This is a genomic window from Tsukamurella strandjordii, from assembly GCF_039525985.1.
Taxonomy (GTDB): domain Bacteria; phylum Actinomycetota; class Actinomycetes; order Mycobacteriales; family Mycobacteriaceae; genus Tsukamurella; species Tsukamurella strandjordii.
On record NZ_BAAAII010000011.1, the window covers coordinates 31,481 to 54,768 of the forward strand.

Sequence of the window (23,288 nt, forward strand, 5' to 3'; positions counted from 1 at the left end):
TTCAGATCTGGTTCGAAACCATCAGTGGCCCAGGCTGATCAACCGGTTCGTCAGCTCCCAAACCTGCCCGAGTGCGGCGATGCCGCAACGACCGATTGTGTGATCAACAACATAGTGTGCAGAAAGGGCCCTCACGGGCCCTGCCTACCGCCTCTTGTCGCGGGGACTCGGCCGCTCCGCGACCACCGGGAAGGTGCCGGTGTACCCGTCACGCGCGGCGGCGGCCTCGGCGACGCGGCCACGCGCGAGGAACCAGCCGCCGATCAGCATCGGGATCAGCACCAACAGGCTGGCGACGGTCCAGGTGCCGATCGGGGTGTCGAAGGCCATGAGCACCAGGACGAGCACGAGGAAGGCCAGGGTGATGTAGCCGGTGTACGGGGCGCCGAACAGCCGGTACGCCGGCCGCTCGATCCGGCCCGCCTGCGATTCGTGGTACAGCTTCAGCTGGCACAGCACGATCGTGGCCCAGGCACCGAGAATGCCCAGCGCCGAGATGTTGAGCACGATCTCGAAGGCCTGCCCGGGGTTGAAGGCGTTGAGCAGCACGCCGCCCAACGTGAACACGCAGGTGAGCAGGATGCCGCCGTAGGGCACGCCGTTGCCGGACATGCGGGAGGTGAACTTCGGCGCGCTGCCGTTGACCGACATCGAGCGCAGGATGCGGCCGGTGGAGTACAGGCCCGCGTTGAGCGAGGACAGCGCGGCGGTGATCACCACGAGGTTCATGATCGAGCCGGCCTCGCTGAATCCGAGCTTGGAGAAGAACGTGACGAACGGGCTCTCCCCGTCCTTGTACGACGACCACGGCAGCAGCAGAGCGAGCAGCAGCAGCGAGCCGCAGTAGAAGATGGCGATCCGGAAGATCACGGTGTTGATCGCCTTGGGCATCACCTTGCGGGGGTTCTCCGTCTCCCCCGCCGCGGTGCCCACGAGTTCGACCGCCGCGTACGCGAAGACCACGCCGGAGGTGACCACCGCCAGGGGCAGCACCCCGTGCGGGAACCAGCCGCCGTTGTCCGTGATCACCGACAGGCCGGTGCGCTGGCCCTCGATGGTGAACCGCCCGCTCAGGAAGATCGTGCCGACCAGCAGGAAGGCGGTGAGCGCCACGACCTTCACCAGGGCGGCCCAGAACTCGAGCTCGCCGAAGAGCTTGACCGAGATGAGATTCATGGTGAGCACCACCGCCAGCGCCATGAGCGCGAAGGCCCACTGCGGGATCACCCGCAGTGGCCCCCAGAAGTGCAGGTACAGCGCGATCGCGGTGGAGTCGACGATGGAGGTCATGGCCCAGTTCAGGAAGTACAGCCAGCCGGCGACGTACGCGGCCTTCTCACCGTAGAACTCCCGCGCGTAGGAGACGAACGAGCCCGACGAGGGCCGGTGCAGCACCAGCTCGCCCATCGCGCGCAGGATGAAGAAGACGAAGACGCCGCAGATTCCGTACACCAGGAACAGTCCCGGACCGGCGGAGTTGAGTCGGCCGCCCGCGCCGAGGAACAGGCCGGTGCCGATGGCACCGCCGATCGCGATCATCTGCAACTGTCGAGGCGTGAGGGACTTCTGATAGCCCTCGTCCTCGGCGCCGAGTGCGTGGTCGGCGCTCACGTTCTGGTCGGTAGACACCGAGCCATTGTGCGTTACTGAGATTTACTACGCATTCCGGGTGCCGTATTCGGCGCCGTCGGCCACCATCCACACCTGAACCGCGCCGGAGCTGGAGGTGTCCGCCGCGGCGCGCTCGAGCTCCGGTCCGAGTTCCTCGTTCCGGATCCGCTGGTCCACGTACAACAGCGTGTTCACCGAGGCCAGGAAGGGCAGCGTCATCACCTGCCCCGCCGCCGAGCCCAGCACGATCAGGGCCGTCGGCAGCACGTCTCCGGCCCCCAGCGCGGTGGGCGCCAGCCAGCGCGCCGAGTACCAGAACGGCAACCACACGGCGATCCCGATCGCGTACGCGATCAGATAGCTGAGGACCAGGCGCGACAGGATGCGGCGGTACCCGGGCCGCTGCAGGTCGAACGCGCGGCTGAGCGCGCCGATCGACCCGCGCCGCTCCAGCATCACGACCGACGTCGCTATGGCCATGAAGGGCCACATCGCCAGGATCGTGAGCACCGCCCCGATCACTGCGATCACCGCGATGAGTCCGGCGCGGTCCGGCCCCACGGCGATCGCGCCCAGGATCGCGACGGCGACAGCGGCCGCGACCGGGAGCAGGAGCAGGACGATGTCGAGCACACCGAGCGCCACCAGCGTGTGCATGCGCCGCCCCGCCGACAGCAGGGCCGTGACCGTGTGGGTCTTGCGGCCGAGCACGGCGCGGGCCACGCTGATGGTCACCACGCCCGTCACGAGCAGTGTGCCGGCGGTCCCGAACGCGGAGTTCGCCATGGACCAGCCGGAACCGAGACCGGTGAGCGAGAGCACCTGCGCCACGTCGGCATCGGCACGGGGATCGCCGATCCTGGTGCCGCGTGCCACGAACAGCAGCTGCGTGGCGATCGAGACCACACTCATCACCGCGACGATCACCGCGGTGAGCCCGAACATCACCCGGGGGTTCGCGCGAAGCGCGTGGACCGCGCCCAGGAAGAGATCGACGATCCGCAGCGGTGCGAGGGGGATGAGCGGTGGCAGCAGTGCGATGACCGCTTCCACCGCGGCTTCTTCCGCGGCTTCCATTGCATCGTCTGCCGCGTCATCAGCAGCATCGTCATCGTCCCGGCGGCGCGTGGCCTCCGCTTCGTCGCCGGTCACAGTGACATGATGGGGGCGAATGCCGAATCGCACAAGCATTCGCCCATCAAGATCAGTCCTTCGACTCGGGCTCGTCGCCCAGGTTGCGCGCGTCGAGGCCCTTGGCCTTGCGGCGCTGCTCCTCTGCGCGCTCGCGGCACTGCCGCAGGAAATCGTCGTCGTCATCGGGATATTGCGCGATGTGCCTGCCGCGGCGCTCGTACTCCGGGAAGCCGGTGGCGCGGGTGGGCGCACCGGTGACGGCCCCGACGGGGCGGCCGAGCAGGAACCAGATGAGCGAGCCCGCGAGTGGGATCAAGATGACCACGATGAGCCAGCCGAACTTGGGCAGATGCCGTACGCGGTACTCGTCCGCGACGATCACGTCGATCAGCGCCGCCACCCACAGCAGCAGCACGATGGGCCCCAGGTACACCATCTCAACCCCCAAGATCACGCAAACGGATAGCCGATGCTACCTCGGCTGTACCGCTCCGTTCCACCTATCCTGGCAGCATGAGTGACCTGAGCTGGCCCGCCGCCCGGATCCTGGGCCGTGCGGCGATCCGTGGACACCTGGAACTCAGCGATACCCACCTGCGGTTCCGCCCCGCGGGGATGGCCGCGAAGCTGCAGGGCACGCCCTTCGCCGTCCAACTGCGGCACCTCGCAGGCGCCGGCGTCACCGAGACCTCCGGCGGATTCCTGCGCCGCGGGCGCCAGCGCCTCTGCGTGACGCTGGGGGACGCCTCCGAGCAGGTCTTCGACATCCCGCGCCCGGACGATGTGGCCGCCACCATCCGCGAGCGGATCCCGGGGGCCGCGGCATGACGGCGCCGATCGCCGTGATCGGCGGCACCGGCCTGTACCGCTTCCTGGACGGCGCGACGCAGACGCGCACCGTCGAGACGCCGTACGGAGCGACCAGTGCGCCGATCACGCTGGGCGAGGTGGCCGGGCGGCAGGTGGCCTTCCTTCCCCGGCACGGGCTGCACCACGAATTCTCGCCGCACACCGTGCCCTACCGCGCGAACCTCTGGGCTCTGCACAGCCTGGGCGTGCGGAAGGTCTTGGCGCCGTGCGCCGTCGGCAGCCTGGACTCGGCGCTCGGCCCCGGCACGATCGTGGTCCCGGACCAGTTGGTGGACCGGACCACGAGCCGCACGTCCACCTACTTCGACGGTGGCGGCGTGCACGTGAGCTTCGCCGATCCGTACTGCCCGACGCTCCGGGCCGCGGCGGCGCCGCGCGCCGATCGCGACGGCGCCACCATGGTGGTGATCGAGGGACCGCGATTCTCCACCCGCGCCGAGAGCCGTTGGTACGCCGCACAGGGCTGGGAGCTGGTGAACATGACCGGACTCCCGGAGGCGGCGCTGGCCCGCGAACTGAAGCTCTGCTATGCCTCCATCGCCCTGGTCACCGATCTGGACGCGGGCATCGAAGCGGGCGAAGGCGTGCATGCCGACGATGTACTGCAGCAGTTCGCCGCCAACCTGCCGCGCCTCACCGAGGTCCTCACCGAGACGATCGCCGCGATCTCCCCCGGGGACGAGTGCACGTGCGCGGCAGGCGATCACGATCTCTCATCGCTGCAGTAGCCGGTCGACGACGCCCCTGTCCCCAGGGGTGAGCGGAGCTCGGCGAGGCTTCAGCCGCGCCTGCGCCGCGATGCGATCTCGTCCTGCGCCGCCTCCGCGGCCTCGCGAACCTGGTCGACGTACCGCGGGGCACGCTCCTGGGCGCTGGCGACGAGGCGCTGCGCCCCGTCCTTGACCTGATCCGCGTATTCGGGAGCGTGCTCGCGCAGGTCGGTCAACGTCTCGGACGCCGCCGCGGAGATCCGTGCCGCCCGCGTGCTCGCGGCGTCGGCGAGGGTGGCGACGGCGTCGTGCGCCTTCTCCCGCACCTCCGCGGCGCGATCGCCGAGGTCGGGACCGGCCTCGGCGGTGCCGGGCGTGAGGGCGGCGACGGTGGCCGAGGCGCGATCGGCGGCATGCCGGCCGGCCCGCTTGGTGCGCCAGAGGACGCCCGGCTCCCCCTCGGTATCGAAGCCGGCGATGATGAGTCCGCCGATGAGTGAGAGGTTCTTGAGGAAGTGGACCGTCGCCTCCTGTCGGGCCGCCGGATCGGATTCGGCCCAGAACCGGTTCTCCGTCGCGGTGGTGGCGGCGAGAGTGCCGGCGAGCGTCAGGGCGCTCAGCCGCGGCAGCCGGCCCAGTGCCAGGAGGGTGCCACCACCGAGCTGGGCGCCGCCGAGGGCGCGCGCCCACGTGGTGGGGCTGGCGGGCAGCGGGGCGTCGGGGAAGGCCTCCTGGGCCTTGTGGACCACACCGGCCGAGGAATCCGCTGTCTCGGCGGGGCGGAGCAGGGTGTTCACACCCGAGTAGATGAAGTACGACCCGAGCAGGGGCCGGGCGATGCGGCGAATCATGGGGACTTCCTTCTGTTCTCGTACGGACGATGGGGAGGTCCTGCAGGTGCCGGCGCCCCGGTGGGAGGAATCGCCACCGGGGCGTCCGGCACGCCGAGGGCGGAGCCTTACTTGCCGCTGAGCTTGTCCTTCACCGCATCGACGCCGCCCTTGACCGCGTCGGCGACCTCGGCGACCTTCTCCTTGATCTGGGCCTCGACCTGGTCGGCCTTGCCCTCGGTCTTGAGATCCTCGTCGCCGGTGACCGCGCCCGCGGCCTCCTTCGCCCGGCCCTTGAGATCCTCGGCCTTGTTCTGCGCGTCATCAGAGATCGACATATTCAATCCTCCTGCTGTTGTGAATCTTTCACGAACGTGCGGGTGACTCTTCGCACACCGGCGCCGGCCCTACAGCCACTCGGCGAACAACTGCCCGGTATCCACCTCGGACACCTCCGGTGACTTGATTCGCTCCGGTGAGCGCTGGCCGCCCCGGCACTTCCACGCTAAGCGCGTCGAACGCTCCTTCGCCAGTCGCCTTCGCACTCCAGGGCCCCGTCACGGCGATGATCAATCCACCTTGGATCGATTTTGCGATGACCGGCATGCGCGCTGAATCAGCTGTATTCCAATCGAATTCAGAAACCCCTCCACCGGACCGTCGTTCGATTCGTTATCGCCTCGTTATCACGTACCGATTTCGTAACCCTCGCCGAATCGACTGGCGTCGCGAGCCGCGCGCGGGCACGATCGATGCAGACGGGATGCGAGGCGCATCGCGCTGTGAACTGTGATTGACTCAGCTGGTGAAGCGAGCCTTTCCGCTGCCGGTCCGCGAAGTGGCCGGGATCGAGGTGGAAATGACTTTCGCCCCTGTGCGCCGGTTGTCGGACGGTGCGCTGGCCGCCGTGGAACTGCAACTCCACGGGACGGCCGGGAGCGCTTTGGAGTCCGCGCATGAGGCGCGCAGAGCGATGCGACTGCTGGAGCAGAAGGATCGACTGGATACGGCCAAGGCGCAGTCGGCAGCAGACCCGTCCGCCACGGCGCTGGCCCGGGCCGTTCCGCTCATCGTCGCGCTCGACGCCTTCGCCCTGGACGATGTGCTCGCCGCGCATCCCGTGGATGCCGGGCAGCGCGTCGTCGTCTCCGTCTCGTCCCGCCTGTTCATCGACTCCCCGCACGAGACCATGGCGGCGATCTCGTCGGCCCGCGACAAGGGCTTCACCATCTGCCTCGAGGTCGGCGGCGACGATGAGCACGCCCTCGCCTTCCTGGCGTTGATCGAGCCTGATCTGGTGCTCACCGCCCCGGACTTGCTGCGCACCCCGCTCGCCGCGGAAGCCGCCAGTACCGCGCACGCGCTGGCGGCCCACACCGAGCGCTCGCACGCCGTCATCATCGCCGAGGGCGTCGACGACGAGGCGACTCGAGCCGTGGCCGAGACGATCGGGGCGGACTACGGCATCGGCGCACTGTATCCCCCGCAACCCGCGGAGGAGCTCGTCGCGGAACAGCTCGTCGCGCTCCCGCCGCACCCGGTGTGGGCGTCGCCGGACAGCGGGCCGACAACGCCCTACGCCCTGGCCACCCGCGACAACTCGGCTCGCCGTGGAACCAAGCGGGTACTCGTCGAGATGAGCAAGGCCCTTGAAGCGCAGGCCGGCGCGATCGGTGCATCGATGATCGCCGTGGGCACGTTCCAACACCGGCGGCACTTCACCGAGCGCACCTCGGCACGCTGGCAGGCACTCTCGGAGGCGATCGGGTTCGCCGGGATCTACGGCGCGGAGATCACGCCGATCCGGGAGGGCAACATCCACCGGGCACCACTGAATCCCGGCGACCCGCTGGTCGACGAGTGGACCGTCGCGATCCTCGGGCCGCACTTCAGTGCCCTCATCGCGGCCAAGGACCTCCACGACAACGGCCCGGACCTCGAGCGCACCTTCGACTTCATCCAGACCTTCGACCGCCTCACCGTGGTCCAGGCCGTGCGCAGCGTCCTCAGCCGCTTCGAATAGCCACCCGCGGGTCAGCTCGCGCCGGCCTCGACCGCGCGCTCGATCCGCGCTCCGGTCTCGGGATCGATGTTCTTCCAGTACTCGAAGGCGCGCTGGAGCACGGGCCGGCTCACCCCGTCGAGGAGGTGGCCGGCCACGTTGTCGACGAGGCGCTCGCGGGCGGCATCGTCCATCACATCGCGAATCAGCATGCGGGGCTGGGAGAAGTCGTCGTCCTCGGGGTGGTCGACGTAGGCGGTGCGCACGATCTCCCCGTCCGCGGCCCACTGCGGCTCCGCCTGCCCGGGGTAGTCCGCGCTGGGGCCGCCCTTCGAATTCGGGGCGTACACCGGGTCCCGCACCGGATCGATGCGCATGGCACCGTCCTTGGAGTAGCTGCGCACCTCGTTGCGGGGCGCGTTCACCGGGATCTGCTTGTAGTTCGCTCCGAGCCGCGCGCGGTGCGCATCGGCGTAGGCGAAGACACGCCCCAGCAGCATCCGGTCGGGGCTGAGCCCGATCCCCGGAACGAGGTTGTTCGGTTCGAACGCCGCCTGCTCGATCTGTGCGTGATTGTCGGTCGGGTTCGTGTGCAGCGTCATCTTCCCGACCTCCTGCAGCGGGTAGTCGCTGTGCGGCCACACCTTGGTCAGGTCGAACGGGTTGTACCGGTAGGTCTTCGCGTCCTCGAAGGGCATGATCTGCACCTTGAGCGTCCAGCTCGGGTGGTCTCCGTCGCGGATCGCATCGAACAGATCCCGCACGTGGAAATCGCCGTCGGCGCCTGCCAGGCGGTCCGCCTCGTCCTGTGTCAGGTGCTCGACACCCTGATCGGAGATGAAGTGGTACTTCACCCAGTGCTTGACGCCGGTGCCGTTCACCCACAGGTAGGTGTGCGAGCCGTAGCCGTTCATGTGCCGCCAGCTCTTCGGGATGCCGCGGTCGCCCATGAGCCAGGTGACCTGGTGGGAGGACTCCGGCGAGAGGGTCCAGAAGTCCCACTGCATGTCGTGGTCGCGCAGGTTGTTGTCGGCCCGGCGCTTCTGCGACCGGATGAAGTGCTGGAACTTCAACGGGTCCTTGATGAAGAAGACCGGCGTGTTGTTGCCGACCAGGTCGTAGACGCCCTCGTCGGTGTAGAACTTCAGCGCGAAACCCCGAGGGTCGCGCCAGGTGTCCGCGCTACCGCGCTCCCCGGCCACGGTGGAGAACCGGGCCACCATGTCCGTCCGGGTGCCCTGCTGGAACAGTGAGGCGCACGTGTAATCCGATACGTCGGCGGTGGTTTCGAAAGTGCCGAAAGCACCGCTGCCCTTCGCGTGCGGCTGCCGCTCGGGGATGCGCTCGCGATTGAACTGCGCCATCTGCTCGATCAGATAGTGGTCGTGCAGCACGATCGGTCCGCCGGCGCCGACGGTGAGCGAATGCTGGTCACTGCCCGCCGGGGCCCCGGAGTCGGTGGTGGTGTAGTTGCGATGATCCGTCATGGCTTCTCCTCCACTGATGAGCGGGGACGGCCGATGAGCCGAAGGAAGCGCTGCAGTCCGGGCTGTCGGAGAGCTGAGCAGTGCGTCGATCGACCGGTCGGGCTTATGCCGTTCCCACAACCTGTTATACATCCGACCCTACCGGAACGATCGAAGGCGTGCGTCGAATGCAATTGCATGACAATCGATCACGGTTCCGACCAACCTATTACCCTGCTGTTACTCGGATACGACACTCCCGATGCCGGCGCGCGGAACGCTCACGAGCATGGAACTCCGCCGACACCGTGTCAGAGCGATCGCCGCCGTCGCGGTCCTGCTGTCCACCACCGCGGCCCCACTCACGGTCTCCGCCGCACCACCGAGCGCGGCGCCTCCGCCCGACCCCGGCCTGCGCACGTGCTCGGAGGTCGTCCCGGGCTTCGGCGACGACGTGAAGAAGTACCAGCTGTCCCCCGAGCTCGCGGCCCAGTTGGAGTGCGGGTTCCTCGATGTGCCCGTCGATTACGCCAAGCCCGACGGCCCCACCACCAGGGTCGCCTTCTCCCGTCTGCCGGCCTCCGATCCGGGTCGCAGCCGCGGGGTCCTCATGACTCACAGCGGCGGCCCCGGCGGACCGTCGCTCACCTATCCGATCGAGCTGGCGTCCCGGCCGATCGGCGAGGTGGTCCGCGAATACGACACCGTGAGCCTGGACTACCGGGGCCTCGGCAAGAGCGATCCGTACCTCTGCGGGGCCCCGCCGAGCGAGGGCACCGACGACCCGACCGAGGCCCGGTTCCGCGCCGAGGCCGCCGCGAAGGCCGCGGCGAATCAGGCTGTGGCCCGGTGCCAACCCGACTTCACCCGCACATTGACCACACCGACGATCGCGCGCGACATCGACCGCATCCGCGATCGTCTGAAGGTGGACAAGGTGGCCTTCTACGGCGTCTCCTACGGCACCGTCGTGGGGATGACCTATCGCGCCCTCTTCGACGATCGCGTATCCCGCATGTGGCTCGACTCCCCCGTGGACCCGGAGATGACCGCCGCGGGCGCGAAACGCTCCGACTACGACACCGACGTGATGCTGCGCGACAAACTCCTCGATGAACTGGCGGCGCAGAACGCCGCGTACGGGTTCGGAGCCACCGCCGACGACGTCCGACGGACCGTTCTCCGGCTCGCCGACGATGCGGTGCGCCGGATCGACGCCGCATCCGGTGCCGGGCCCCGCGCCGATCGCACCACGGTGATCGACACCATCATGTCCGGCCGGGCCATCGACGCGGCCAATGATCTCCTGCAGATCCGCGACGGCGGCCTTCCCTCGGCGCTGACATCGGGGAAGAGCGACCCGGCCACGCCCGCCCCGATTCCCGCACCCCCCGCCACCGTCGACGTGGCGCCCGGCGAGGGAGACACCTACCTGCCCATCTACTGCGGCTTCACCGCGGGCGGGCGCGATACCGACGAGACCTGGTCGCAGTACACCCGACTGCAGTCCGAGGTACCGAAGGATTCCCTGGCAGCGGCACCGACCTACCCCAGCACGATCTGCCTCGGATGGCCCTACCCCGCCGACCGCCCCGACTGGGGATCGATCACCAGCTCCAGCCCCCTCATGCTCGGCGGGCACCGCTACGAACGCTCCACTCCGTACTCGTGGGCCACCAACGCCAAAAAGGTGCTGCGCGGATCCCTGCTCACCGTGAACGACGGGCGGCACAGCGGCACCATCTTCACGCAGTGCGGCGCCGACCGCATCACGCAGTTCCTGCGCGGCGGTGATGCCCGTGACGGCGAATGTCTCACCGAGGAAGGGAAACTCCAGTGATGATCACCCGGACCCGCACGGCCCTGGCCGCGTTCGGCGTCGCCCTGTTCGCGATCAGCGCGTGCGGCACCGCAGGCGAGAGCGCCTCGGTCGAGACGGCGACGGATCCGGCGAGCACCGTCGGACTGGCTTCTTTCGACGGGGGCTGCGCCGGCTCGGTCGTGGCCGTCGACGGTGCGCGGCCGTCCGACGCCGCCCTGTTCCTCACCAATGGGCACTGCGATACCGATCGCGCCGTGTACGGGCGCGCCAATGTCGACCAACCCGGGCAGGCTTCGGCGGTGATCTCCACCGGCTCCGCTACCCCCGGGGTCGCGGCCCAGGTGGACCGCCGCCTCTACTGGACCATGACCGGCACCGATGTCGCGCTGTTCCGGCTCCAGCGGACCTACGGCGATCTCGCGGATCGCGGCATCAAACCCTTCCGCCTCAGCGACCGCAGGCCCGAGACGGGCGAGCGGATCACCGTCGCCACTCCCACCAAGCCCTACCGCTGCACGGTGGCGCGCACCGTCCCCACGGTGATGGAGATGGGTCTGCAGACGAACGATGTGCTCGCCTACAGCCCGGAGTGCGACACGGTGGCGGGCACCTCGGGTGCGCCGGTACTGGACGAGAAGGCGCAGATCATCGGGATCAACAACTCGCACAACACCTCCGGCGGGCAGTGCACCCGGAACGAGCCCTGCGAGGTGAGCCGGGAGGGCGTCGTCACGGTGAGCCGGGGAACCGGCTACGCGCCACCGGTGCGCGGCCTGGTCTCCTGCCTCACCGGCACCCGACTCGACCTCGGCAAGGAGGGGTGCTCCCTACCGAAGCCGTGATCGGGACCGGGACCAGGACCAGGACGGGCTTAGGCCGATCCCAGGTACTTCTCGGTGTCGCGCTGCAGCCACTTCACCACGAGCCCCACGGGCAGTCCGCTGAGCCCGATCACCTTGGCGCCGCCGACCGGCTCGATGAGCAGCGTCCAGGTGAACAGCGATCCACCCTCAGGCAGCGCCTCCACCCGGTACTTCTCGGCGAGCCGGGAGAGGCCGGGTGCGGTCGCGGACTGCACGTAGAAGGCCTTCTCGCAGAGGTCCTCCGACTCCTCCCAGGAGTAGAAGATCTCGTCGGCGCTGATGCCGGGACCGAGCGTCACGGTGCGGGTGGAGCCCGCGGCGAAGGGCCGCGGGCTGGTCCACTCGATCTTGCGGATCCCGTTGCACCAGTGCAGCGGGGTATCGGAGGTCAGCTCGCCCCACACCCACTCGACGGGGCGCGCCGACCGCACGGAGAACTCGTAGACGCCGGGGTTCCCCGGGGTCAGATCGGCGGGCAGGACGGGTTTGAGAGCGGGCATGACGTCTCCTGGCTCGGTCAGACGGTGTGCGCGTCGGCCACGTTCAGCGCGTCGTCGATGATCGCCAGGCCCTCACGGGCCTCGTCGACGGAGACGTTGCACGGCGGCACCACGTGGATGCGGTTGTAGTTGGCGAAGGGCAGCAGGCCACCCTTCTTGAGGGCCGCGACGGTCTCGTTCATCGCGGGGCTGCTGCCACCGTACGGCGCGAGCGGCTCACGCGTGTCCCGATCGCGGACCAGCTCGATCGCGAAGAAGACGCCCTCGCCGCGCACATCGCCCACGGACGGGTGCTTGGCCTTGAACTCCTCGAGGGTCGGCCGGATCACCTCGTCGCCGATCTGCGCGGCGTTCTCCACCATGCGCTCCTCGGTCATGGCGTTGATGGTCGCGACCGCCGAGGCGGTAGCCAGCGGGTGGCCCGAGTAGGTGAGGCCGCCCGGGTAGGGCTTGTCGGCGAAGGTCGCGGCGATCTCCGCGCCGATCGCGACGCCGCCGAGCGGGACGTATCCGCTGTTCACGCCCTTGGCGAAGGTCAGCAGATCGGGCACCACGGGGCCGGCGGCGGTGGCGCCGTGCTCGATGGCGAACCACTTGCCGGTGCGGCCGAAGCCGGACATCACCTCGTCGGCGATCATCACGATGCCGTACTTGGTGCACAGCTCGCGCACACCCGCCAGGTAGCCGGGCGGGGGCACCATGATGCCGGGGGTGCCGGGGATGGACTCGAGGATGATCGCCGCGATGGTGCCGGGGCCCTCGAGCACGATGGTGCGCTCCAGGTGCTCGAGCGCGCGCTGGCTCTCCTGCTCCTCGGTCTCGGCGTAGAAGGAGCTGCGGTACAGGAACGGCCCGTCGAAGTGCGCCACCGCCTGGGCGCCGTGGTCGTTGGCGAACCGGCGGGTGTCGCCGGTGACGTTGATCGACAGCTCGGTGCCGCCGTGGTAGCTGCGGTAGCGGCTGAGCACCTTCTGCCGGCCGGTGTGCACACGCGCCATCCGGATGGCGTGCTCGTTGGCGTCCGCACCGCCGTTGGTGAAGAAGACCTTGTCCAGATCACCGGGGGTGCGCTCGGCGATGAGGCGGGCGGCCTCGCTGCGGGCCTCGTTGACGTGCTGCGGCGCGATGGTGCAGATCTTCGCGGCCTGCTCGGCGATCGCGGCCACGACCTTCGGGTGCTGGTGCCCGATGTTGGTGTTCACCATCTGTGAGCTGAAGTCGAGCAGCTTGTTGCCCTGCCCGTCCCACACGTAGGAGCCCTCGGTGGCGACGATCGTCATCGGGTTGATCTGGGCCTGGGCCGACCAGGAGTGGAAGACGTGCGCGCGGTCCAGCTCGTGGGCGCGCGCTCCGGCGGCGGTCGCCTCGTCGATGGTCCTGCCGTCGGGTAGCAGTTCAGTCATATCAATTTCTCCATGTAATTCGACGGCGATATCGGCTGGTCTGCGCTGCTCACCTGGGTTTCGTCGCGGTACGTAGCACGATACTCACCTCTGTCGCAGAGCTACGGACCGGCCAGCGTCCACCGGACATCTTCGCTAGCTTCGAGGTATGCCTGAGCAAACGATCGGCGATTCCATCAGCACCGACAACCCCGTCAACGCCGCCATGGCACGCGTGCTCGACGACGTGCGCCGGGAGGACCACCCCGGCCACGTGGCCGACTACATCCCGCAGCTGGCGAAGGTCGACCCGGACCAGTTCGGCATCGCGGCCGTATCGGTGCGCGGGCACAGCTACGCCACCGGCGACTACCGGGTGCAGTTCACCATCCAGTCGATGTCCAAGCCCTTCGTGTACGCCCTGGCGCTGCAGGAGCTGGGCACCACCGCGGTGTGCGAGCGGATCGGTGTCGAGCCCAGCGGCGAGGCCTTCAACGCGATCAGCTTCGACCCGTCGGGCCGCCCGGAGAATCCGCTCATCAACGCCGGCGCGATCGTGTCCACCTCGCTCATCCCCGCGGACAGCGGCCCCGAACGCTACGAGAAGATCCGGGCGGGCCTGTCTCGCTTCGCCGGCCGCGACCTCGAACTCGACGAGTCGGTGTACAAGTCCGAGTCCGAGACCGGCTTCCGCAATCTGGCGCTCGCCGCACTCGCGAAATCGACCAATGCCCTGCGGGTCCCGGTCGAGGACGCGCTCGATCCGTACTTCCGGCAGTGCTCGCTGCTGGTCGATGCGCACGACATCGCCGTCATGGGCGCCACCCTGGCGAACGGCGGGGTGAACCCGTGCACCGGCGAACGCGTGGTGGACACCGTGGTGGCCCGGCACACGCTGTCGGTGATGACGGGCTGCGGCATGTACGACCGGTCCGGCGCGTGGATGTGCTCGGTGGGCATCCCGGCCAAGTCCGGCGTCGGCGGCGGCATCGTCGCGGCGGCCCCGGGCGAGTACGGCGTGGGCGTCTTCTCGCCGCCGCTCGACGAGGCCGGGAACTCGGCGCGCGGGGTGGCGGTGCTGCAGAAGATGAGCAGTGAGTTCGGCCTGCACCTGCTGGACCGCCCGATGACACCGGTGAGCGCGCTGGAGAGCATCACCACCGATCCGTCGACGGGCCACATCACGCTGAAGCTGCGTGGCGAGGTGGACTTCGTGGCGGTCGAGGAGGTGGTGCACGAGGCGCTGCGCGCAGGACGCGTGCAGCAGGGCAACACGGTGATCCTCGACCTCACCAACGCCACCCGGATCAGCGTCGTCTCGGCGTACCTGATCAACCAGCTCGTCGCCGACGTGGGCTACGGGGCCCGCGTGGTCATCGTCGACCCGTCGGGCCTGCTGCCCGGCTAGCCACCGAGACCAGGGGGAACGTCATGGGATGGAACGTATCGATTCTGCACATCGCGGCACCGGGACCGGACGCGGGAGGCGCCCTGATCCTCGGCGACGACCGGCGGCAGGACCCGGCGGGCGACGACGACGCCTGGGCGGGCACCGTCGGCGCCGGCACGGCGGTGGTGAGCGGCGGCGTGCTCGATCCGGATGCGGTGCAACGGTTCGCCGCGCAGGTCGGCGTACCGGTCACCAGCGTGATGATCGGGAACACCGGCGGCGCCTACGGCATCGAGGTCTTCCGCGACGGCGCCCTGGTGCGCCGCGTGGGTGAGACGGACGACGGCTTCTCCGATCAGTCGGGGACACCGCTGCCGCAGGAGTCCGCTCCCGAGGTGGTGGGCGAGAAGCACTCGGAGGACCGGTATTTCGCGCTCTTCGCCGCGATCGCCGGGATCGACGATCTGCGCTTCCTCACGGACGCGGACTTCGCCCGGGTGCTGGCGCCGGAGCTGACCTTCGGCCTCGACGAGGGCTGACGGGGCGTCCACCTACCCGGGGCGGGCGACCAGCAGCTCACCGTCGGCCGGCACCCCGGGGTACGGGTCGCTCGGCGGTGCCGCGGTCACACCGTCGGGCAGGTCGGCGTCCGCAGGTTCGACCGCGACATCGCGCAGTCGCAGCGGCAGCCCGAGCGCGATGCTCACGGATGCGCGGTCCATGAGCTGCGCGTGCACATGCGGCACCGAGGAATTACCGGAGTTGCCGCACGCCGCGATCACCTCGCCCGCGCGCACCCGGTCCCCCACGCGCACCCGCAGCGATCCCCGGCGCAGGTGCGCCACCATGGCGAAGGCACCGTCGTCGGATCGCACGATCACGTGGTTGCCCACGATCCATCCCGGACCGCCGAGCTCGCGGATCACGCCCTCGAGCATCAGGTAGGCCGTCGCGAGTTTCGATGTGCGGCACCGGTGGTCGCACCGCCACCCGGACGCCCGGACCACCTCGCCGTCGACCATCGCGTGCACGGGGTCACCGAAGCCGGCGATGGTGTCCGGCCGCGCCCACCCGGTACCCCAGTCCATGCCGCCCTCGTCGGGCCATCGCGCGAGGTCGATCGCATAGGCCTGCCCGTAGGCCCGGACTCCGTGGCTCGGGACCCTGCTCGACGGGCTGTTCACCGCGAGCCAGCGCCCGCCGACCGGCGAGGCGACGGTGCGGGACGGATCGTCCTCGGCCTCGACCGGCCGGGAGAAGCCCGCCACCACCCCGATCGCGACTGCGACTGCGGCGACGCCGGGGATCTGCGGATCGGTGGTGAGGATCGCCGAGGCCAGGAAGACCAGGGCGCCGGCGAGGACCAGGACGGCGCGCCAGCGGTAGGCGGTGGTCCACAGCTGCGCGAACATCCCGACTCCAATCATCCGTAATTCCGGATTTTCAGACTATCAGACGGGGGCCACGCCGCCCGGGCCCCGGGACGACGAAGCCCGCGACAGTCTGCGCGACTGTCGCGGGCTTCGTCGATCCGTCGATCAGGCGCGCGAATCGACCACCGGGTAGGCGTCGTCGGCGTACTCGGCGCGGATCAGCTTCTTGTCGAACTTGCCCACCGAGGTCTTCGGCACCTCGGCGACGAAGGCCCAGCGCTCCGGAATCTGCCACTTGGGCAACAGATCCGCGAGGAAGGCGCGCTGCTTCTCGGCGTCCGCATCGGCCGGGTCCTTCACCACCGCCAGCACGAAGGGACGCTCGTCCCACTTGTCGTCGGGCACGCCGACCACGGCCGCCTCGGCGATCGTCGGGTTGCTCATCACGGTGTTCTCCAGCTCGACGGAGCTGATCCACTCGCCACCGGTCTTGATCATGTCCTTGGTGCGGTCGCGGATGGTCATGAAGCCGTCGGGGCTGATGCTCGCGACATCGCCGGTGCGCAGCCAGCCGTCGTGGAACTTGGACTCGTCCACCACGTTCCCCTCGGGCGAGTAGTAGGCGCCGGTGATCCAGGGGCCGCGCACCTCGAGCTCGCCGGAGGACTCACCGTCCCAGGGCTGCTCGTTGCCCTCGTCGTCGATGAGCCGCGCCTGCACCGAGGCGGGGAAGCGGCCCTGCGTGACGCGGTAGGCGAACTCCTTGTCCTCGTCCTCGATGCCGAAGGGCGGCCGCGAGACCGAGCCGAGCGGCGAGGTCTCCGTCATGCCCCAGGCGTGCACGATGCGGGTGCCCAGCTTGTCGAAGGCCCGGATCATCGACGGGGGCACGGCGGCACCGCCGACGACCACCTCACGCAGGTGCGAGATGTCCTGCGGCGTCGCGGCGAGCTGCGCGGCCACGCCCTGCCAGATGGTGGGCACGGCGGCGGCGAAGGTGGGCTTCGCGGCGGCCATGATCTGCAGCAGCGGCTCCGGCTGCAGGAAGCGGTCGGGCATCACCAGGGTGATGCCGCCCATCATCGCGGCGTAGGGCAGGCCCCACGACATCACGTGGAACATCGGGACGATGGCGAGCACCGAATCCGCGTTGCCCAGAGACATTCCCGAGCTGGAGTTGACCTGCATCGAGTGCAGCCAGATGCTGCGGTGGCTGTAGACCACGCCCTTGGGGTCGCCCGTGGTGCCCGAGGTGTAACACATGACCGCCGGGTCGCGCTCGTCGATCTCGGGCCAGTCGAAGGTGGTCGGCTCGCCGTCGAGCAGCTCGTCGAGGCTGTGCACGGTGATGCCCTCGGGCGCCTCCAGCGCCTCCTTCGGGCCGTTCGTCACGATCACGTGCTGCACGTTCGGGGTGGCGGCGATGTACTTCGAGAGCAGCGGCGCGACCGAGGCGTCCACCAGGATCACCTTGTCGTCGGCCTGCTTGATGATGAAGACGGCCTGCTCGGGCGAGAGTCGCAGGTTCAGCGTGTGCAGCACCGCACCCATCGCGGGCACGCCCGCGTAGGCCACCTGGTGCTCGTTGTTGTTCCACATGAAGGTGGCCACGCGATCGCCGCGCTGCACGCCCAGCTTGGTGAGCGCGTGCGCCAGCTGCGCCGCCTTGTCGCCGATCTCGGCGAACGAGGCGTCGCGGAGCTCGGTACCGGTCCAGGTGGTGATCTTGGCCTCGGGGAAAACGCGGCGGCTGTACTCGACGAGCCGAGCGATGCTCAGCTCACCATCCTGCATCGTGGTCGCAATCACGGTGGGGTGGACTCCTTCTGACGAAGATCTCGACGAAATCTGGTGCGGACCGGCCGGCTGTTACTGGCTGGTGATCCGGTTGATCAGGCGCACGATGGCGCGCGGTGCGAATTTACTCGAATTGGACAGCACCGTGGTGAGAGTTCCGACGGAATAGTGCACGCGCGGAAGGTACGGCAGTTGCACACCGGGGTGCACCGAGTTCCACACCTGATCGGCCACCTCCTCGGGGGTGATGTTCACTCCGAGGGTGCGGGTGCTCTTCGCGTCGGTCTCGGCGAGCGCGGTCTTGGCCCACAGCGGCCAGATCGCGACCACCCGGATCCCGTGCTTCTCCCACTCGAGTTCGAGCGCCTCGGTGAAACCGGAGACGTAGAACTTGGCGGCGCTGTAGGTGGCGATGCCCGGCTGGCCGTAGATCGCCGAGGCCGAGCTGATGTTCACCAGGTGGGCGCCCTTCACCCCGGTGAGGTAGGGCAGGGCGGCTTTCGCGCCGTAGGTGACGCCGAGCGCGTCGATGTCGATCTGCAGCTTGATCTGCTCGGGGGTGATCTCGTCGAGGTCGCCGCTGAACAGGACGCCGGCGTTGTTGTCGAGCACGGTGAGGGTGCCGCCGGTGTGGGTGGCGAAGTCGGCGAGGGCCTGCTCCCACTGCCGGAAGTCCCGGACGTCCAGCGTGCCGGTCACGATCTCCGGGTGCTCCGCCTTGAGTTCATCGAGTGCGGTCTGGTTGACGTCGTACACGCCGACGGTCCAGCCCTCGGACAGGAAGCGCAGAGCGGTGGCACGGCCGATTCCGGACGCGCCTCCGGAGATGAAGATCGATGGCATGGCCACCAACCTACCTGCCGGTCAGGGCACGGTAAAGGCCCTACTGAACAACACTCAATTAGGTGCGGTCCGGGTCAGGCCCGCCAGGAGATCCCAGGTGCGCTGCTGCGCGCGGCGACCGCCGAGATCGGTCTGGGTGACGTACAGCTCGGTGGCACCGGCATCGACGTACCTGCGCAGTCCGGCCGCCACCTCGTCCTCGTCGCCGATGAGCGCGAGGTCGATCGGGTGCGCGGCTCCCTCGGCCGCCAGCACCGACCGGTACGAGGGGATGGTGGCGTAGAAATCCAGTGCGGGACGGACGATCTCGCGCACGCCGTCGGCATCGTCGGTCACGATCGCGACCACACCCGCCACCACTCGGCGCGGTGCCCCATCGGATCCGGCGAGCAGGCCCGGCACCACCCGGTCCGCGATGGTGCGCGGGCCGGTCAGGAACGGGATCGAGCCGTCGGCGAGCTCGCCCGTGACCCGCAGGGCCTGTTCCCCCAGCGCCGCCACGAGCAGTCCGAATCCGCCGCCGCCGGCGATCTGCGACGGGACCGGCGTGTGCGCCACCAGGTGCGGGCCAGCATGGTCGACGGTGCCCATCCCCCGGTAGGCGTCGAGCACGGCGAGCGCCTCGCGCAGGTGCGCGATCGGCCGCGCGATGCGCACCCCGAAGGTCGCGGCGTCGCGCTCGGAACCGGCCACGCCGACGCCGAGCGTGAACCGGCCACCGCTCGCCGCATTCGCCGTCTGCGCCTGACTCCCGAGCATGATCGGATGGCGCGGACCGAGCGGCACCACCGAGGTGCCCACCCGCAGCCCCGGCACGGCGGCACCGACCACGGCGGCGACGGTGGTCGCATCGTGGTCCTGACGCTGGCCGAACCACACCGCGGGGATGCCGCGCTCGTACAACCCGCGGGACTGATCGACCAGATCGGCCACGTGGTTCGCAGTGCCCTCGCGCTGCCACAGTGCGACGCCGATGTCCACGCTCAGCCGGGAGGTCATGCCGCCCATGCTGCCGCCGACGGTGCGCGGCGGCCACCGATTTCCTCAGCGCAAGCCGAAAGGATCAGCGCGGCGCGTCGAGCATGTGCCGGACCAGCGCGAGGAGTTCTTCGATCTGCTCATCGGTGGCCACGTGCCGGCCGCCGCTGAGTGCGGCGTTGTAGTAGAGCCCGTCGCCCATGAGGATCACCGCGCGGGCGGCGGCCTCGTCGGACACCTGCTCGGTGAGCGTGGCCAGCCAGCGCTGCTGCATCGACTGGATGGCCTCCTGCGCGCGAGCATTGGCCACCTGGCTCAGCCGCAGCACCGCGACGATCGTGCGATCGAGCGGGGTATCGGCGTAGTTCGAGGTGCGCACGTAGTAGTCCACGGCCCCCTCGGGCGCCGCGCGCATCAGCTCGACGTCGTCGTCGACCAGCTCGTCCAGCCGCCCGATCAGGCCCTCCACCAGGGCGTCCTTGGAGCCGAAGTGGTAGAGGAGTCCGCCCTTGCTCACGCCCGCCTCCGCGGCGACCGCTTCGAGGGTGGCCGCGCGCTCACCGTGCTCGATGAGGATCCGCACGTAGGCGTCGAGCAGTTTGGCGCGGGCTGCGGGTGGGGGTGGCACAGCACGAATGGTAACCGTGGTCACGCGCACTGGTTTCTATACCGTCCAGTTGGTACAGTAACGATGCGAATCATTCATCACTACCGACGGACGTGCGACATGACCACCCTCACCACCCCGACCTCGACGGCGACGCCGCGGGCCACGATGCGCGACTGGTGCGCATTGGCGGTGTTGATGCTGCCGGTCCTGCTGGTCTCGGTGGACGGCACGGTGCTCGGTTTCGCGCTCCCCTCGATCGCCGCCACCCTCGGCCCCACCGCCGCGCAGCAGCTGTGGATCATCGACGTGTACCCGCTGGTGCTCGCCGGGCTGCTGGTGTCGATGGGCAGCCTGGGCGACCGGTTCGGCCGCCGTCGTCTGCTCCTGATCGGCGCCACCGGCTTCGCGGCCATGTCCGTGGTGGCGGCGTACTCCCCCACGGCGGGCGCGCTCATCGCGGCCCGCGCCGGCCTGGGCTTCTTCGGCGCCATGCTGATGCCGTCCACGCTCTCGCTGCTGCGCAACATCTTCGTGGACGCGAACCAGCGGCGGCTCGCGATCGCCGTGTGGGCGTCCTGCTTCGCGGCCGGTGCCGCGCTGGGTCCCATCGTGGGCGGCCTACTGCTGGAGTACTTCTGGTGGGGCTCGGTGTTCCTGCTCGCGGTGCCGGTGCTGATCCCGCTGCTGGCCCTGGCGCCCGTCTTCATCCCGGAGTCGCGCGATCCCGCGCCGGGCCGGATCGACCCCGTCAGCATCGTGCTCTCGCTGCTCGCGCTCACGCCGATCGTCTACGCGGTCAAGAGCCTGGCCAAGGGCGGCGATCTGGTGAACACCCTGGTGCCGGCGCTGATCGGCGTGATCGCCACCGTCGCCTTCGTGCGGCGCCAGTTGCGCCGGCCCGATCCGATGCTGGACATGCGGTTGTTCCGCAACCGGCAGTTCTCCGGTTCGGTGGCGGTGAACCTGCTCGCGGTGTTCTCGCTGATCGGCTTCATGTTCTTCATCAGCCAGCACCTGCAGCTGGTGATCGGACAGAGCCCGATGCAGGCCGCGATCGCGCTGCTGCCCGGCATGCTCGCCACGATGGTCGCGGGCCTGGTGGTGGTGCGCGTGGTGCGGCACATCGCGCCCGCGGTCGTGGTGGCCGGCGGCCTCACGCTGGCGGCCGTGGCCTACGTGCTCATCGCGTTGTTCGCCTCCCCCGATTCGGTGACGGTGATCCTGGGCGCCTTCGCCCTGCTGGGCATGGGCGTCGGTGCCACGGAGACGATCTCTAACGACCTCATCGTCTCGTCGGTACCGGCCGAGAAGGCGGGGGCGGCGTCGGCGGTCTCGGAGACCGCCTACGAGATGGGCACGGTGCTCGGCACCGCCGTGCTGGGTTCGATCCTGGCCGGCGCCTACACCGCGAATCTCGCACTGCCCGCCGGGATGGACGCCGCGCAGGCGGCGGCCGCATCGGAGACCCTGGCCGGCGCGCATCACGTGGCCGGGCAACTCCCCGCAGACATCGGGTCGGCGCTGATCGGTGCCGCGGATCAGGCCTTCGAGACCGGCGTGGTGATCACCTCCTCGATCGGCGCGGTACTCATGCTGGCCGCCGCCGCGATCGCCTGGTACACGCTGCGCGTCCCGGCATCGTCGACCGCGGCGACCGAGTCCCGGTAGTCCCGGATCCGTTGCGCCGCAGCACGCGCGACCGCCGCGTACTCGGTGAGCGCTGCGGCGGCGCGGGCGGCGAATTCCGCCGTCCCGGGAGCCGAAGCCGCGGACCAGGCCCGCGCCGCGGCGTCGCGCTCCGCGGCCGCGGCCTCCCAGCGGCGTGCGAGAGAGTCCAGATCGCTCAACCGCACCTCGTCACCCGGCATCGCCGGACCGTCCCGCCAGGACCCTGCCGAATTCGGCGAGGGCGGGCGAACCCGGGTCGAGGTAGCCGGAGTGCGCGCCCCGCGGCCCGGTCGGACCCTCGACGGTGATCGCCTTCGCCCCGAAGGACTCCGCCGCCGGATCGTTCCCGACGCCGAATCCGGTCAGCCCCGGCGCCGCACCGAGCGCCACGCCGAGGGCACGCGCGAGGAAGGTGCCCGGCGGGACCGGATCGTCGGGATCACGCGCCACGTAGACCCCCTCGGCCAGCCCGAGCTCCGCCGCGCGGTGCACGGGTCCGGTTCCGGGAGAACCGAAGAGCACCATCGCATCGACGGTGCCGGACAGTGCGCCGCCCCGTCCCGCGATCGCCGCCGTGGTCGATCCGTAGCTGTGTCCGAAGACCACGGTGCGGGAACCGGCGGGGCTCAGCCGACCCAACGCGGCCAGATCGTCGCGCAGCAGCGCCGCACCGCGCTCCGCGGAGCGGGTGGTGCTCACCTGCGCGAGGGCGCCGCGCCCCGACGGTGCGTCGTACCCGATCCACGCGACCGTCGCCACCGCCGCTCCCGGGTCCGCCCGGCGGGCCGCCGCGTACAGCTGCGCCGCCCCGCCGCCCACCGCGCCGAGCGAGGCGGCGGTGGTCCCCATTCCGGGTACCAGGACGCCCACGTGATCGGCGGCGGCCAGATCGCCGATCGCCACCACCACCGCACCGTCGCCACGGAAGGCGTGCGGGTCGTAGGTGAGCAGGTGCACGGGCACGGACGCGCCCGTGATCGGGTCGACGGTGCGGTCCAACTCCGCCAACCGGCCGGCCGCCGATTCGGCCGTGGCCAGCAGCCGGCGGTGCGCCGCGAAGGTCCGGCCGCCGGACCGCAGCCGCTGCAGATCCGCTGCCAGGCGGGCACGGTTGTCGCGGTCCCGGGCCACAGCCGACGGGGTGCGCGGCGCGGGTGCGCGAGGCGCGGGTGCCGGCGGTGCACCCGGTGCCACCGCCGCGGGTAGCTCGATGGCCGCGAGCCGCTCCGCGAGTCCCGGTCCCGCCCGCGCGATCTCCGCCTCCGCGCGCCGGAGCGCGGCGTCGAGTTCGGCCGCCGCCCGCGCCTCGTACCCCGACCAGCGGTCGTACGCCTGCGCCGCCGCACCCCGCCACGTCTCCGGCGCCCGCAGCGCCACGTCCTCCGCCATGGCGCCACGCTAGGCCGCGATCATCGGACGGACCCGGTCCCACACGGCGC

The 23,288-nt window shown here is 69.8% G+C and carries 22 protein-coding genes; 8 read left to right on the top strand and 14 right to left on the bottom strand.

The window, feature by feature from the left end:
- Positions 1-144 precede the first annotated feature (144 nt).
- Genes ABD108_RS18310 through ABD108_RS18320 form a run of 3 tightly spaced genes read right to left on the bottom strand, consistent with a single transcriptional unit; the run spans position 145 to position 3,181 of the window.
- Positions 145-1,629 carry an amino acid permease gene (locus ABD108_RS18310; RefSeq protein ID WP_343931014.1) on the bottom strand — a complete coding sequence of 495 codons (1,485 nt, stop codon included), beginning with the start codon at positions 1,627-1,629 and terminating at the stop codon, positions 145-147.
- A gap of 27 nt (positions 1,630-1,656) precedes the next feature.
- On the bottom strand, positions 1,657-2,763 hold the full coding sequence (locus tag ABD108_RS18315) for a hypothetical protein (protein WP_343931015.1): 1,107 nt from the start codon (positions 2,761-2,763) through the stop codon (positions 1,657-1,659).
- A gap of 52 nt (positions 2,764-2,815) precedes the next feature.
- Positions 2,816-3,181, bottom strand: a complete 366-nt coding sequence (locus ABD108_RS18320; protein ID WP_220658489.1) for a PLD nuclease N-terminal domain-containing protein — start codon at positions 3,179-3,181, stop codon at positions 2,816-2,818.
- A 77-nt stretch (positions 3,182-3,258) separates the two neighbouring features.
- Here ABD108_RS18320 and ABD108_RS18325 point away from each other — a divergent pair, with 77 nt between their 5' ends.
- Together ABD108_RS18325 and ABD108_RS18330 are read left to right on the top strand one after the other, a co-directional pair.
- A complete protein-coding gene (locus tag ABD108_RS18325) occupies positions 3,259-3,573 on the top strand; it encodes a hypothetical protein (RefSeq protein ID WP_220656814.1) in 315 nt (104 codons plus the stop codon).
- Positions 3,570-4,343: an S-methyl-5'-thioadenosine phosphorylase gene (locus ABD108_RS18330; protein ID WP_343931016.1), complete on the top strand. Its 774-nt coding sequence runs from the start codon at positions 3,570-3,572 to the stop codon at positions 4,341-4,343. The genes ABD108_RS18325 and ABD108_RS18330 overlap by 4 nt, the downstream gene beginning before the upstream one ends.
- A gap of 50 nt (positions 4,344-4,393) precedes the next feature.
- On the opposite strand, the gene ABD108_RS18335 is transcribed toward ABD108_RS18330, so the two are convergent.
- Positions 4,394-5,176 carry a DoxX family membrane protein gene (locus ABD108_RS18335; protein WP_343931017.1) on the bottom strand — a complete coding sequence of 261 codons (783 nt, stop codon included), beginning with the start codon at positions 5,174-5,176 and terminating at the stop codon, positions 4,394-4,396.
- A gap of 107 nt (positions 5,177-5,283) precedes the next feature.
- On the bottom strand, positions 5,284-5,493 hold the full coding sequence (locus tag ABD108_RS18340; protein WP_220656817.1) for a CsbD family protein: 210 nt from the start codon (positions 5,491-5,493) through the stop codon (positions 5,284-5,286).
- A 521-nt stretch (positions 5,494-6,014) separates the two neighbouring features.
- Here ABD108_RS18340 and ABD108_RS18345 point away from each other — a divergent pair.
- Positions 6,015-7,178 carry a DICT sensory domain-containing protein gene (locus tag ABD108_RS18345; RefSeq protein ID WP_343931018.1) on the top strand — a complete coding sequence of 388 codons (1,164 nt, stop codon included), beginning with the start codon at positions 6,015-6,017 and terminating at the stop codon, positions 7,176-7,178.
- A gap of 11 nt (positions 7,179-7,189) precedes the next feature.
- Here ABD108_RS18345 and ABD108_RS18350 read toward each other — a convergent pair whose 3' ends face one another.
- Complete coding sequence (locus ABD108_RS18350; RefSeq protein WP_343931019.1) at positions 7,190-8,644, bottom strand: catalase; 1,455 nt, start codon at positions 8,642-8,644, stop codon at positions 7,190-7,192.
- Positions 8,645-8,912: 268 nt separating this feature from the next.
- Here ABD108_RS18350 and ABD108_RS18355 point away from each other — a divergent pair, with 268 nt between their 5' ends.
- Both ABD108_RS18355 and ABD108_RS18360 read left to right on the top strand, forming a co-directional pair.
- On the top strand, positions 8,913-10,463 hold the full coding sequence (locus tag ABD108_RS18355) for an alpha/beta fold hydrolase (protein ID WP_343931020.1): 1,551 nt from the start codon (positions 8,913-8,915) through the stop codon (positions 10,461-10,463).
- On the top strand, positions 10,463-11,287 hold the full coding sequence (locus tag ABD108_RS18360) for a trypsin-like peptidase domain-containing protein (protein ID WP_305110305.1): 825 nt from the start codon (positions 10,463-10,465) through the stop codon (positions 11,285-11,287). Before ABD108_RS18355 ends, ABD108_RS18360 begins: the two co-directional genes overlap by 1 nt.
- 29 nt (positions 11,288-11,316) lie before the next feature.
- Here the strand turns inward: ABD108_RS18360 and ABD108_RS18365 are convergent, their stop codons facing one another.
- Entirely contained in the window at positions 11,317-11,808 is a 492-nt protein-coding gene (locus ABD108_RS18365; RefSeq protein WP_220656822.1) for an SRPBCC family protein, read from the bottom strand.
- Positions 11,809-11,825: 17 nt separating this feature from the next.
- On the bottom strand, positions 11,826-13,211 hold the full coding sequence (locus ABD108_RS18370; protein WP_343931021.1) for an aspartate aminotransferase family protein: 1,386 nt from the start codon (positions 13,209-13,211) through the stop codon (positions 11,826-11,828).
- 148 nt (positions 13,212-13,359) lie between these two features.
- Here ABD108_RS18370 and glsA point away from each other — a divergent pair, with 148 nt between their 5' ends.
- Both glsA and ABD108_RS18380 read left to right on the top strand, forming a co-directional pair.
- A complete protein-coding gene (glsA, locus tag ABD108_RS18375) occupies positions 13,360-14,598 on the top strand; it encodes a glutaminase A (RefSeq protein ID WP_220656824.1) in 1,239 nt (412 codons plus the stop codon).
- Positions 14,599-14,621: 23 nt separating this feature from the next.
- Complete coding sequence (locus ABD108_RS18380; RefSeq protein WP_305110307.1) at positions 14,622-15,119, top strand: hypothetical protein; 498 nt, start codon at positions 14,622-14,624, stop codon at positions 15,117-15,119.
- A 12-nt stretch (positions 15,120-15,131) separates the two neighbouring features.
- On the opposite strand, the gene ABD108_RS18385 is transcribed toward ABD108_RS18380, so the two are convergent.
- The 5 genes from ABD108_RS18385 to ABD108_RS18405 all read right to left on the bottom strand — a co-directional run bounded on the left by ABD108_RS18385 (position 15,132) and on the right by ABD108_RS18405 (position 20,199).
- Entirely contained in the window at positions 15,132-15,992 is an 861-nt protein-coding gene (locus tag ABD108_RS18385; RefSeq protein WP_343931022.1) for a M23 family metallopeptidase, read from the bottom strand.
- A gap of 126 nt (positions 15,993-16,118) precedes the next feature.
- Positions 16,119-17,762: a long-chain fatty acid--CoA ligase gene (locus tag ABD108_RS18390; protein WP_255585553.1), complete on the bottom strand. Its 1,644-nt coding sequence runs from the start codon at positions 17,760-17,762 to the stop codon at positions 16,119-16,121.
- Between the two features lie 60 nt (positions 17,763-17,822).
- Complete coding sequence (locus ABD108_RS18395) at positions 17,823-18,593, bottom strand: SDR family oxidoreductase (protein ID WP_220656827.1); 771 nt, start codon at positions 18,591-18,593, stop codon at positions 17,823-17,825.
- A 54-nt stretch (positions 18,594-18,647) separates the two neighbouring features.
- Complete coding sequence (locus tag ABD108_RS18400) at positions 18,648-19,592, bottom strand: TIGR03564 family F420-dependent LLM class oxidoreductase (RefSeq protein ID WP_343931023.1); 945 nt, start codon at positions 19,590-19,592, stop codon at positions 18,648-18,650.
- A 64-nt stretch (positions 19,593-19,656) separates the two neighbouring features.
- Positions 19,657-20,199, bottom strand: coding sequence for a TetR/AcrR family transcriptional regulator (locus ABD108_RS18405; RefSeq protein ID WP_220656829.1), 543 nt, complete (start codon positions 20,197-20,199; stop codon positions 19,657-19,659).
- A 99-nt stretch (positions 20,200-20,298) separates the two neighbouring features.
- On the opposite strand from ABD108_RS18405, the gene ABD108_RS18410 reads away from it, so the two are divergent.
- Positions 20,299-21,849 carry an MFS transporter gene (locus ABD108_RS18410; protein ID WP_343931024.1) on the top strand — a complete coding sequence of 517 codons (1,551 nt, stop codon included), beginning with the start codon at positions 20,299-20,301 and terminating at the stop codon, positions 21,847-21,849.
- Between the two features lie 189 nt (positions 21,850-22,038).
- Here ABD108_RS18410 and ABD108_RS18415 read toward each other — a convergent pair whose 3' ends face one another.
- Positions 22,039-23,238 (bottom strand): alpha/beta hydrolase, encoded by a 1,200-nt coding sequence (locus ABD108_RS18415; RefSeq protein WP_343931025.1) that lies wholly within the window; start codon positions 23,236-23,238, stop codon positions 22,039-22,041.
- Between the last annotated feature and the right edge of the window lie 50 nt (positions 23,239-23,288).